This window comes from Mesorhizobium sp. WSM4308, from assembly GCF_002294905.1.
Lineage (GTDB): Bacteria > Pseudomonadota > Alphaproteobacteria > Rhizobiales > Rhizobiaceae > Mesorhizobium.
This window is the reverse complement of sequence record NZ_NSFW01000008.1, coordinates 246,766-258,320: the sequence shown is the minus strand read 5'-3', so window position 1 is coordinate 258,320 and position 11,555 is coordinate 246,766. Positions and strand designations below refer to the sequence as shown.

The window sequence follows — 11,555 nt, the reverse complement described above, 5'->3', positions numbered from 1 at the left end:
TTCGGCCTTCTCCACATGGAAAGCGATGGCCGTGTTGAAGCTCTCTGTTTCCATGCGTGCGGTTCCCAAAACCGGGACCGATTTGGACGATACGCATGAGGCGGGCGGGACAGACACAATCCAGAAACAAAATTCTACAATTGGGAAAAACTCCTGAAAAGGTAGGGCGGCATAACGGTGCCGTGGCGGTCAGATTACCGGCTGCGACGCAAAATCTCCGGGTTCACGGAAAAACCAATGCCAAGCTTGTCGATCAGTTTGTTGGGTGCGTTGCTGGGCCTTGGCCTGGTCACCGCCGCTGCTGGACAATCGGACGCAAAGGCGCCGCTCACCCGGAGCGAACGGTGCGCCAATCTCAGCCACCAATTTGATGAAGCCCTCGAAACCCATGCCACGGCAACGCAGGTCACCGCGGCAAAGGCACTTCAGAGAAAGGGCAACCGGTATTGTGCTGCCAAGAAACAGGCACAGGGCATCCGGATGCTCGCCAACGCTTTGAAGCTGCTTGGAGTGACACCGAACGACCCGGTCCAGTGACGCTCAAAATCGACCCGCATAAAAAGGAAATGAAGCCATGAAAAAGTCCCTCCTGTCGGCCCTCGGTCTCTCCGTTGCTCTTGCCTTCTCGATGCCGGCTCTTGGCAACGCTGCCGCCACCACGACCGCTGCCCCGGCTGCCGCCACCACGACCACAGCTCCGGCCGCTGCCGCGACGACCACCGCACCGGCCAAGGCTGCTCCGAAGAAGGTTGCCAAGAAGGGCGCCTGCAAGGTGACCAAGAAGCACAAGTGCCCGGTCAAGAAGGCCCCTGCCAAGGCGGCCCCCGCGAAGGCAGCCCCCGCCATGGCGGCCCCGAAGGCTGCTGCCAAGAAGCCCTGATCAGTTTCGAGGTCAGTTCTAGCAAGGCCGCCCCGCCGCAACCGGCTGGGGCGGCCTTGCGCCGAATGCATGGTCGATGAGCTGAACACCGGCGGCTTGCAGCCGCGCATCTCGATCGTGCTTAACCCGTTTGCAACGCCGGTCGTGTAGGACAATCCGCATGAAGAAGCGGCTTTCGTCCATTTTGCGTTCGATGGTGATCGGCGGCCTGGTTGCCACCGGTGTCGCCAGGGGGCTGATTCTGCTCACCGCCAGCCCCGTGCCCGATCCTGCCAGTGGCCGCACCGAGCCCTCGCTGTTCGCGCCGATAATTTCCAGCAACTGGGACTACATCACGCCTGTCCAGGCGTGGCTGCTGATCGTGCTGCTTGCCGTGACGCTGGTCTGCGTTGTCGGATGGCTGATCGCGGCCTGGATGGAGCGCCGGGCGGATGCCGGCGCGAACCGCCGTATCTTCGGCCGCCAGGGCCGTTGAACGACGCCCGACAATTTCCCACATGATTGCAAATGACCGGGCCGGCCCGCCGGCCGCCCGCATGCCACTCAAAATGGACGATCGCTGCCGCCCGTGGCAAAATACCGGGTAAAGCCCGATCGCGAAACTGTCGGTTCCGATGCCAGAAATCACCACAAAACCGCGAACCAAGGTCAAGCCGCAGACCGAGCGGCCGAAGCTCTACAAGGTCATCCTCATCAATGACGATTTCACGCCGCGCGAATTCGTGGTGACGGTGCTGAAGGGCGAGTTCAAGCTCAGCGAGGATCAGGCGCACCGCATCATGATCACCGCGCACCGGCGCGGCGTCTGCGTGGTCGCGGTCTTCACCAAGGATGTCGCCGAGACCAAGGCGACGCGAGCCACCGACGCCGGCAAGGCCAAGGGCTACCCGCTGCTGTTCACGACCGAGCCGGAGGAGTGAGTGATCGCTTCGCCACAGGCGAATTCATCGTGCCAGTGGCACGATGAAAGGTCACGAACGCTCAGGAGTTGCCGCAGGCAACGGGCCTCGGCAGGTGCCGTTTGACATAGAGCGCCGACAGCTTTGGCGCCAACGCCTGATTAGCATCAATGCTCCAGAGGTCAGCGCCGCCCCTCATCCGCCCTTCGGGCACCCGTGAAACGGGGAAAAGGGAAGCTTACCGTCCCTCGCGATACCACATCGATCCCATCGCCAGGAGCAGCAGGCCGAGGCCGAGGAAGCCGCCGAACAGCGGCACGCGCGAGACGGCCTTCAAGACGCTGTCGTCGGTGGTGCGCAGGCCGATCCAGTCGCTGCCGGAGGCATCGCCGGCCGAGCGAACCGGCACGATGGACGGCAGGGTCACGTCGCTGCCAAGGGCCGTCGATGACGCCAGCCGGCGCACGCTGCCGCCGGTGGCTTCCGCCGGTGCCTTCAGCCGGTTTTCGGTGGAGATGACATCGGCGAATTCCGGCGCATTGACCGGCCCGACATGGGCGAGCGCGGTGAGATCGCCATTGGCGACCTGGAAGAGGCCGATCTCGTTGGTCTGGACGCTGCCGAGGAAGACGCCGGGCTCGGATTTATCGAGCTTGACGGTCACCGTCTTGCCCGAGGGCGTGATGATCTGAGCGGAGCCTGGATCGTCGGCCATGGTCTGGCGGCGGATCTCCAGCACCATGCCGCGTCCCTCGGCGGTCAGCCGCTCTTCCTCGAGCTCGGGTTCCTTCATCAGCCAGTGGGCGATGCGCCTATAGAGCTGGACGTGCGGACCGCCGCCCTCGAAGCCGCGCGCCCACAGCCAGCCCTGGTCGGACAGAAGCATGCCGACACGGCCTTCGCCCTTGCGGTCGAGCAGCAGCAGGGGCCGGTTGTCGGCGCCCTTCATCACCACCTCGCCTTGCGGGTTCTGCACGCCAATGGTGCGGAACCAGCGGCTCCAGTGCGGCGGCTCGGTGGCCGAACCGTCGAGGCCGCGCGTCACCGGATGACGCTGGCCGAGGTCGGTGAGGCGCGGATAGAAGGCCTTTTCGAGCACTTCGCCGGTCGGCATGGCGGGCAAAGCCGACATCAGCGGCGTGCGTGCGATCGAAGACTCGCCGGCATATTCGGGGCCGGCGGCGATCAGCAGCGCGCCGCCCTTTTCGACATATTCGGAGATGTAGTCGTAATAGAGGATCGGCAGCACGTCGCGGTGCTGGTAGCGGTCGAAGATGATGAGGTCGAAATCCTTGATCTTCTCGACGAACAGTTCGCGCGTCGGGAAGGCGATCAGCGACAATTCGTTGATCGGCGTGCCGTCTTGCTTCTCCGGCGGCCGCAGAATGGTGAAATGGACGAGATCGACCGAGGCGTCCGATTTCAACAGATTGCGCCAGGTGCGCTCGCCCGCATGCGGTTCGCCCGAAACGAGCAGCACGCGCAAATTCTCGCGGATGCCGTCGACCAGAGCGATGGCGCGGTTGTTGGTGTCGGTGAGTTCGCCGGGTTCGCGGTCGATGGCGAGTTCGATGATGTTGCGCCCGGCGCCGGGGATGGTCACCTGCAGCGGCATGGCCTGGCCGACGGTGGCATGCTCGACCGCGACCTGCTCGCCATTGACCGAGACGCGCACATCGACCGGGCCGGCTTCGTTTTCCGTCGAGATGACGCGGTAGGTCATGTCGAGCGGCTTGCCAACGATGCCGAAACGCGGCGCGTTCTCGAAGCGGATGCGGCGATCCTTTTCGTGGTCGTTGCCGGTGATCAAGGCGTGCAGCGGGGCGTTGAAGTCGGGCGCGCCCGGGGGCGCGTCGTGCACCTCGCCATCGGTGATCATGATGGCGCCGCCGATGCGCGACGGCGGCACCTCGCGCAAGGCGCCTTCCAGCGCGCCGAACAGCCGTGTTTCGGTACGCTCCTCGGCGGCATCGGACTTGCCGGCCTCGACGACGCGGACGTCGAACTGCTTGAAGCGGCCTAGACGCTGCTGCAGTCCGGCGAGCGCTTCATCGGTCTGCCTGGTGCGGTCGCCGATGTCCTGGCTCTGGCTGCGGTCGACAATCAGCGCGACGACGCTTTTCAGGGGCTCGCGCTCCTCGTTGAGGAACACCGGGTTGAACAGGGCGGCGGCCAGCGCCAGCAGGGCGATGAAGCGCAGGACACCGCCGCGCTGGCGAAACCACAGGCCGACAAGCGCCAGCAGCGCCAGCGGTACCAGCACGAGGGCCAGCAATGGCCAGGAGATCAGCGGTTCGAAGGAGATCGACCAGTTCATCGGTTACTGCCCCAGCCGTTCAAGCAGAATGGGGACATGCACCTGGTCGGATTTGTAGTTGCCGGTCAGCATATACATCATGATGTTGACGCCGGCGCGCAGCGCATAGATGCGCTGCATCGGGTCGGCCGGCACCGTCGGCAGCAGCGGGTCGCCGTTCTCGTCGACGGCCCAGGCGCCGGCGAAATCATTGGCGGTGATCATGATCGGCGAGACACCATCGCCGGTGCGCACCGGCCGGTTGTCGGCGTTGCTGGCGTCGAGCGATGCCTCGACCCAGAGCGGGCTGCCGGCGAAGCGGCCAGGGAACTCCGGCAGGATGAAGAAGGACTTGGTCAGCACGTGGTCCGACGGCACCGGCTCCAGCGGCGGCACGTTGAGGTTGCCGAGGATGTCGCGTAGCCGCTCTGTCGCCGGGCTGGTCGAATCGGCGCCGATGCCGTTGGCGAACTGGTCGCGCGTGTCGAACAGCACCGTGCCGCCCTGTTGCATATAGGCGTCGATACGGGCGATCGCGGCCTGGCTCGGCATGGGGGCGGCCGGATCGATCGGCCAGTAGATCAGCGGATAGAAGGACAGTTCGTCCTTCGCAATGTCGACGCCGGCCGGTGCGCCGGGTTCCAGAGCGGTCTTCTCGATCAGGAAGCGGGTCAGGCCCTCGAGCCCGGCACGGCTGATCGAATCGTCGCCCGGCACGCCGGTCAGCACATAGGCGATGCGGGTTTTCGAAATCGCCGTGATGGCCGCCTCGTCGCCCGGCTTGGCATCGTCGGCGCGGGCGAAATCGGCATGGCCGAACAATGCGCCAAGTGCGATCAGGATCGCGGCGGTGGTGGCCACAGCGCCGGCACGGCGCCGCCGGCGCGAGAACAGCCCGCCCATCCAGAACACCGCCAGCGTGTCGAGCAGCATCAGCAACAGGGCGGCGGTGACCAGCGAACCTTTCAGATTGCGGGATTCATCGAAGGCGTACTGGACTGATGTGACCGGAACCGTGAGTTGCGGGCGCGCCAGCGGCACGAAGGTGCTTGCGGCATCGAGCAAATTGTGGGCGAAGACGCCGGTTTCCGAGCCGTAGAGGCCGGGCGGGTTCTCCAAGGTCACCCGCGCGCCGGCGCTCGGCACCAGCGGCCGTGCATCCGGCGTCGGCGGCACCAGCGAGCCGTCGGCCGCGATCATGCGGTAGGGTGCCAGCGATGTGGCGGCGGCTTCGGCATTGGCGATCGCCGCGCCCTGGTTGCGCGACAGCTGCACGATGCGACGCAGCATCTCGACGAAGCTGCCCGAGATCGGCAGGTTCGACCATGTCGCCTCGGGCGTAACGTGGAACAGCACCAGCGTGCCCTTGCCTTTCTTCAGCCCGGTGACCAGCGGCGTGCCGTCGGCAAGAGCGGCCCAGGTGCGCTCGACGATATCGGGTGTCGGTTCGGCCAGCACCTGCCTGCTCACGGTGACTTCCGTGGGCGGCGCCAGATCGGCGAAAGGACCGGCCTTGGGAAATTCGGTGACCGGCTGCGGCGAGGTCCAGGACAGTGCGCCGCCCAGCGAACGCTCGCCGGTGCGCAGGCGGACCGGCAGCAGATCGTCGTCATTGCCTGCGGCGGCCAGCCGCGAGCCGGCGAAACGCACCAGCGTCCCGCCATTGTCGACCCAGTCGACCAGCCTTTGCCGGACCTGCGCGGGAATGGTGCCGATATCGGCCATGATGATCATCGCCGGCTTCTGGTCGAGGATCTGCGGGATGGCGTCGGCGAGATCGGCGCTGGAGGGTTCGACCAGATCGGCGAAGGGCTGCAGCGCGCGCCTGATGTAGTAGAGCGGTGACAGGAGCGGCTGCGCCTGGTCGGCCTCGGCCTGCGATAACAGCCCGACGCGGCGGCGCTTGGAGCTTTCGTCGAGCACGCGCACTGCACCCGCCTGGCGCTCGCCGTCGAGGGCGATCGAAGCGAAGTCGTTGCGCAGCTCGAACGGCACCGCCATGGTGCCGGTGGCGCTGGCTTCGCCGGGCGCGAAGGTCAGCGTCGCATCGGCGATGCGGCGGCCCTTGTCATCGAAGGCGCCGGCGGTGACCTGCGCCGGTGCCGGGTCACCCGGCGCGCGGATGGCGGTGAGCGCAAAACCGTCGACCTGGTTGTCGGCGGCGGTGAGGCCGGTCAGCGAAAGCCGATCGGCCGTTGCCCAAACCACGCGTGCCGCATTCTTCGACAACAGCGTGTTGAAGGCGGCCTCGTCGCCCTTGGCCGCGAGGCCGTCGGCCAGCACGGCGACGCTGGCGCCGGGCAAGGTCTCCAGCACTCCGGCGACGCGGGCATAGACGGCGGGCCGATCGGTCGGGATCGGTCGCGGCTTGGCGGCGCGCAGCCGGTCGAGCGCGGCGGCGGCATCGAAGGGGCCGATCTCCGCATTGGCCTTTTCGGCGGTAAACGCGATGATGACCGGCACGCCGTTCGAGCCGGCATCCTTGATCAGCCGCTCGGCGGTGGCGACGCGCTTGTTCCAGTCGGCGGCACTCGCCCAGTCATTGTCGATGACCAGCGCAAGGGCCGCGCCCTCGGCCGGCAGCTTTTCGCGCGGGTTGAAGACCGGTTCGGCCAGGGCCGCGACGATGAGGCCCGCCATCAGCAGCCTGAGCAGCGTCAGCCACCAGGGGCTTTGATGCCGCGTTTCCTCGCGCTTCAAGACGCGTGCCAGGATCTTCAGCGGCGGGAAGATCTCGGCCTGCGGCTTGGGCGGCGTCAGCCTGAGCAGCCACCAGATCACCGGGAGCGCCAGCAGACCCCACAGCACCATGGGCGCGCCAAAGGAGAGCGGCAGCCAGCTCATGCGACCGCCTTTCCAGGCTGACCGGTACGACCGCTACCGGCATAGCCGCCGTCGGCTGTCATCGCCATGTGCAGGCGCACCAGCGCGTCGGACGCCAGCCGATCGGTGTGGTTGACGGTAAAGCTCCAGCCGAGCCGCTTGCACCAGCCGGCCAGCTCCTGGCGGCGGGCGGTGTAGAGCAGGCGGTATTCGTCGCCGAGCATCTCGGCGCGTCCGGCGGTCAGCTTTTCGCCGGTCTCGGGATCGGTGAATTCGGTGCGGCCGGCATAGGGAAAGGTTTCCTCGGCCGGGTCGGCAACCTCGATCAGATGGGCGCGCACGCCGTGGCGGGCGAGCACGTCGAGCCATTCCATCGTCTCTTCGACCGGATCGAGGAAATCGCTGGCGATGACGATGTCGCAGAAGCGCCTGATGTCGGTGAGGTCAGGCTTGGCTGGCAAGTCGCCGGCATGCATCAGCTGGGCGGCGATGCGCTCGGCGCCGTTGCGGGCGGTGAATGGATCGGTCAGGCCCGGCCAGGCGATGCGTTCGCCGCTGCGCGACAACAGTTCGGCCATGGCCAGCGCCAGCACCAGCGCGCGCGACTGCTTGGAGACGCTGGCGCCGGTCGATTTGTAGAGCATGGACGGCGAAGGGTCGGCCCACAGCCACACCGTATGGGCGGCTTCCCATTCGCGGTCGCGTACATAGGTGTGGTCGTCGCGGGCCGAGCGACGCCAGTCAATACGCGAGGAATCGCCCTCGACATAGGGCCGGAACTGCCAGAAATTCTCACCGATGCCGCGCTTGCGGCGGCCATGCCAGCCGGCGATCACGGTGTTGACGATGCGGCGCGCCTCCACCAGCAGGTCGGGCACCAGCGAAGCCCGCAACCGGCCACGGGCGAGCGCGTCGCGCGTTGCTGCCGGGGCCTGGACCTCGCCGATGCGCGCCATCAAATCCCTTTCACAAGCTTCGCCACCACGTCGCGCACGCTGGTGCCTTCTGCGCGGGCGGCGAAAGTCAGCGCCATGCGGTGCTGCAACACCGGCTCGGCCAGCGCCCGCACATCGTCGACCGAGGGCGCCAGGCGCCCATCGTAGAGCGCCCGCGCCCTCGTGCACAGCATCAGCGCCTGGCTGGCGCGCGGGCCGGGGCCCCAGGCGACATGCTTGTCGGTATCGGCATTGCCCTGGCCTGGACGGGCCGAGCGCACCAGAGTGAGGATCGCCTCGACGACGCTTTCGGGCACCGGCATGCGGCGGATCAGCGTCTGGATTTCCTTCAATCGAGCCGGCTGCAGCACATTCTGCGCCTTGGCATCCTCGATGCCGGTGGTTTCCAGGAGGATGCGGCGCTCGGCCTCGATTTCGGGATAGAGAATGTCGACCTGCATCAGGAAGCGGTCAAGCTGGGCTTCCGGCAGCGGATAGGTGCCTTCCTGCTCCAACGGGTTCTGGGTCGCCAGCACATGGAACGGTGCGGGCAGGTCATAGCGGGCGCCGGCGATGGTGACATGGTATTCCTGCATGGCCTGCAGCAGCGCCGACTGGGTACGCGGCGAGGCGCGGTTGATCTCGTCGGCCATCAGCAACTGGGCGAAGATCGGGCCGGAGATGAAGCGGAAGGAGCGCTTGCCGGTCTCGTCCTGCTCCATCACCTCGGAGCCGAGGATGTCGGACGGCATCAGGTCGGGCGTGAACTGGATGCGGCGCGAATCGAGGCCGAGGACGATTCCCAGCGTTTCGACCAGCTTGGTCTTGGCAAGGCCGGGAACACCGACCAGCAGCGCATGGCCACCGGCCAGCAGCGCCACGAGCGTGCGCTCGACGACATTCTCCTGGCCGAAGATCACCCGGCCGACCCCGTCGCGGATCCTGGAAATGTCCGCCAGTGCCTTTTCGGCCTCGGCGATCATGTCCGTTTCGCTGATCGGGCTTTCCTTGACCATCACGCTCATTCGGCTCGATCCCTTCGCTTGGAAATACCGGCCCGCACCATATCATAGGTTGCCGCGATTCGGCCTCGCGTGGCGCCCATGGCCGAACTTAAATCACAGACTTAGGCTGACAAGCGGAACAACAGTGACTATTTCGTGACGATGACGGAACACGACGAACATCGCCAACAAAGCCTTACGCAGGCAACCGAGGCGCGCGGCCTGGAGGCGCTGATCTCGCGCGCGGCGCGTGCCGGCAAGGGTGCGGCGCCCGTCGAGCGCTGGAATCCCGACTTTTGCGGCGATCTCGACATGGAGATCAAGGCCGACGGCACCTGGTTCTATCTCGGCACGCCGATCGGTCGCATGCCGCTGGTGCAGCTCTTCTCCTCCGTGCTGCGCAAGGACGCCGATGGCAGGACCTATCTGGTGACGCCTGTGGAAAAGGTCGGCATCCGCGTCGCCGATGCGCCGTTCGTCGCCGTCGAAATGGATGTTTCGGGCACTGGCGACGAACAGATCATCACCTTCCGCACCAATGTCGGCGACGTGGTCGAGGCTGGACCGGAACGGCCGCTGCGTTTCGTCGACGAGAACGAGACCGGGGGCCTGAAGCCCTATGTGCTGGTGCGCGGCAGGCTGGAAGCGCTGGTGGGGCGGCCCGTCATGTACGAGCTGGTCGGACATGGCGAGGAGATCGAGATCGGCGGCAAGGCGATGTTTGCCGTGCGCTCGAAGGGCGCGGTGTTTCCGATCATGCCGGCGGACCAGTTGAAGCGGCTGAGCGCATGATGGATCGCCTGTCACTGATGCCGTTTTCGTCGGCGGATTTTCGCGCGCGCTTCGCCGCGCAGCCAGAGGCGCATGCCGGCGACGACTATGGCGACCATCGCTTCAATCCGGGTCATCCGCGCCTCAACCAGGGCAAGGTGCTGCGCAATGCAGCGGTGCTGATCCCGGTGGTCGATCACGAAGACGAGGCGACGGTTTTGCTGACCAAACGGGCCGAAAAGCTGCGCAACCATTCGGGGCAGGTGGCCTTTCCCGGCGGCACCATCGATGCGACCGATGCCAGCCCGGAGGCGGCGGCGCTGCGCGAAACCTTCGAGGAGATCGGCCTTGACCAGGACCGCATCGAGATCATCGGCCGCATGCCCGACTATGTCGCCGGCAGCGGCTACCGCATCGCTCCCGTACTGGGCATCGTGCGGGCCGGCTTCCAGCTGGCCTTGAATGCCGACGAAGTCGATGCAGCCTTCGAAGTGCCGCTGCGCTTCCTGATGGACCCGGTGAATCACAAGCGGGACAGCCGCATGTGGAACGATCTCGAATGGTTCTTCTACGACATGCCCTATGGCGACCGCCGCATCTGGGGCGTCACCGCCGGGATCATCCGCACGCTCTATGAAAGGCTCTATGCGTGAGTGTTTCGATCGCGGGCAGGGCCGACTGGCTCGCCGACAAGCATTTGCAGCGCCTGCTTGCCGCCCTGGCTGAAGGCGGCGAAGAGGCGCGTGTCGCCGGCGGCGCCGTGCGCAACACGCTGATGGGCCAGCCGGTCGCCGATGTCGACATCGCCACCACCTGTTTGCCGCAGGAAATCATCCGCCGCGCCGGGACGGAGGGTTTCAAGCCGGTGCCGACCGGCATCGAGCACGGCACCATCACGGTGGTCGCCGGCGGCAAGCCCTATGAAATCACCACTTTGCGCGCCGATGTCGAGACCGACGGCCGCCGCGCCAAAGTGTCGTTCGGGCGCGACTGGAAGCTCGATGCCGAGCGGCGCGACTTCACCATCAACGCCCTCTACGCCGACGCGGATGGCTCCATCGTCGACCTGGTCGGCGGCATCGCCGATATCGAGGCGCGGCGGCTGCGCTTCATTGGTGATGCTGAAGCGCGGATTCGTGAGGATTATCTGCGCATCCTGCGCTTCTTCCGCTTCTTCGCCTGGTATGGCGAAGGCCGGCCGGATGCCGAGGGGCTGAAGGCCTGCGCCCGGCTGAAGGAGGGCCTGGCCCAACTCTCGGCGGAGCGCGTCTGGTCCGAGTTGAAAAAACTGCTTTCGGCGCCTGATCCGTCGCGGGCGCTGCTGTGGATGCGGCAGGCCGGCGTCTTGACCGCCGCGCTACCGGAAAGCGAGAAATGGGGCATCGACACCATCCACGGGCTGACCAAGGCCGAGAAGGATCTGGGTTGGGCGGCCGATCCGATGCTGCGGCTGGAGGCGATCGTGCCGCCGGATGCCGCGCGCATGAAGACGCTGGCCGAGCGGCTGAGGTTTTCGACCGCGGAATTGGACCGTTTGCGCTACTGGGCGCTTTCGACGGCGGTCGAGCCGAAGACGACCGAGGGCGAACTGGCGAAAAGGCTCTATCGCGGCGACCGGCAAGGGGTTGTCGACCGCCTGCGGCTATCGCTTGCCGGAGCCCGGGTGCGCGCCGTCGAGAACAATGACGCGCTGCTCGAAGCCGGCGGCTTTTCGCGCCTGCTGGCCTTCGCGCTCAAATGGGAAAAACCGGTGTTTCCGCTGAAAGGCGCCGATCTGACGGCGCTCGGCGCCACGCCAGGGCCGAAGCTGGGCGAAATCCTCAAGAACCTCGAAACGGAATGGATCGAGGCGGGATTTGCCGCCGATCGCGGCACGCTGCTGGACCGCGCCGCGAAGGCGCTTGAAACTTAGACTGGAGCTTGCCCGGACGACCGTGCCGATCAAAA

11 protein-coding genes are annotated in these 11,555 nt (G+C 66.1%); 7 read left to right on the top strand and 4 right to left on the bottom strand.

Annotated features, from left to right (window positions below; all coding sequences use genetic code 11):
• Positions 1-237: 237 nt before the first annotated feature.
• From CK227_RS17165 to clpS, 4 genes are all read left to right on the top strand, one after another.
• Complete coding sequence (locus tag CK227_RS17165; RefSeq protein ID WP_095773502.1) at positions 238-537, top strand: hypothetical protein; 300 nt, start codon at positions 238-240, stop codon at positions 535-537.
• A gap of 37 nt (positions 538-574) precedes the next feature.
• Complete coding sequence (locus CK227_RS17160; RefSeq protein WP_095773503.1) at positions 575-880, top strand: hypothetical protein; 306 nt, start codon at positions 575-577, stop codon at positions 878-880.
• Between the two features lie 160 nt (positions 881-1,040).
• Positions 1,041-1,355, top strand: coding sequence for a hypothetical protein (locus CK227_RS17155; RefSeq protein WP_095773504.1), 315 nt, complete (start codon positions 1,041-1,043; stop codon positions 1,353-1,355).
• Between the two features lie 139 nt (positions 1,356-1,494).
• Positions 1,495-1,800 carry an ATP-dependent Clp protease adapter ClpS gene (gene clpS, locus CK227_RS17150; protein WP_010911143.1) on the top strand — a complete coding sequence of 102 codons (306 nt, stop codon included), beginning with the start codon at positions 1,495-1,497 and terminating at the stop codon, positions 1,798-1,800.
• A gap of 217 nt (positions 1,801-2,017) precedes the next feature.
• On the opposite strand, the gene CK227_RS17145 is transcribed toward clpS, so the two are convergent.
• Genes CK227_RS17145 through CK227_RS17130 form a run of 4 tightly spaced genes read right to left on the bottom strand, consistent with a single transcriptional unit; the run spans position 2,018 to position 8,858 of the window.
• On the bottom strand, positions 2,018-4,096 hold the full coding sequence (locus CK227_RS17145; protein WP_095773505.1) for a hypothetical protein: 2,079 nt from the start codon (positions 4,094-4,096) through the stop codon (positions 2,018-2,020).
• 3 nt (positions 4,097-4,099) lie between these two features.
• Entirely contained in the window at positions 4,100-6,919 is a 2,820-nt protein-coding gene (locus tag CK227_RS17140; RefSeq protein ID WP_095773506.1) for a DUF4159 domain-containing protein, read from the bottom strand.
• Positions 6,916-7,854, bottom strand: a complete 939-nt coding sequence (locus CK227_RS17135; RefSeq protein WP_095773507.1) for a DUF58 domain-containing protein — start codon at positions 7,852-7,854, stop codon at positions 6,916-6,918. The genes CK227_RS17140 and CK227_RS17135 overlap by 4 nt, the downstream gene beginning before the upstream one ends.
• Positions 7,854-8,858, bottom strand: coding sequence for a MoxR family ATPase (locus tag CK227_RS17130; RefSeq protein ID WP_095773508.1), 1,005 nt, complete (start codon positions 8,856-8,858; stop codon positions 7,854-7,856). The genes CK227_RS17135 and CK227_RS17130 overlap by 1 nt, the downstream gene beginning before the upstream one ends.
• 141 nt (positions 8,859-8,999) lie before the next feature.
• On the opposite strand from CK227_RS17130, the gene CK227_RS17125 reads away from it, so the two are divergent.
• The 3 genes from CK227_RS17125 to CK227_RS17115 are packed head-to-tail and all read left to right on the top strand — an operon-like array spanning position 9,000 to position 11,520.
• Positions 9,000-9,629 carry a DUF1285 domain-containing protein gene (locus CK227_RS17125; RefSeq protein WP_095773509.1) on the top strand — a complete coding sequence of 210 codons (630 nt, stop codon included), beginning with the start codon at positions 9,000-9,002 and terminating at the stop codon, positions 9,627-9,629.
• Positions 9,629-10,261, top strand: coding sequence for a CoA pyrophosphatase (locus tag CK227_RS17120; protein WP_095773510.1), 633 nt, complete (start codon positions 9,629-9,631; stop codon positions 10,259-10,261). Before CK227_RS17125 ends, CK227_RS17120 begins: the two co-directional genes overlap by 1 nt.
• Positions 10,258-11,520 (top strand): CCA tRNA nucleotidyltransferase, encoded by a 1,263-nt coding sequence (locus CK227_RS17115; RefSeq protein ID WP_095773511.1) that lies wholly within the window; start codon positions 10,258-10,260, stop codon positions 11,518-11,520. The genes CK227_RS17120 and CK227_RS17115 overlap by 4 nt, the downstream gene beginning before the upstream one ends.
• The last annotated feature ends 35 nt before the right edge of the window (positions 11,521-11,555 follow it).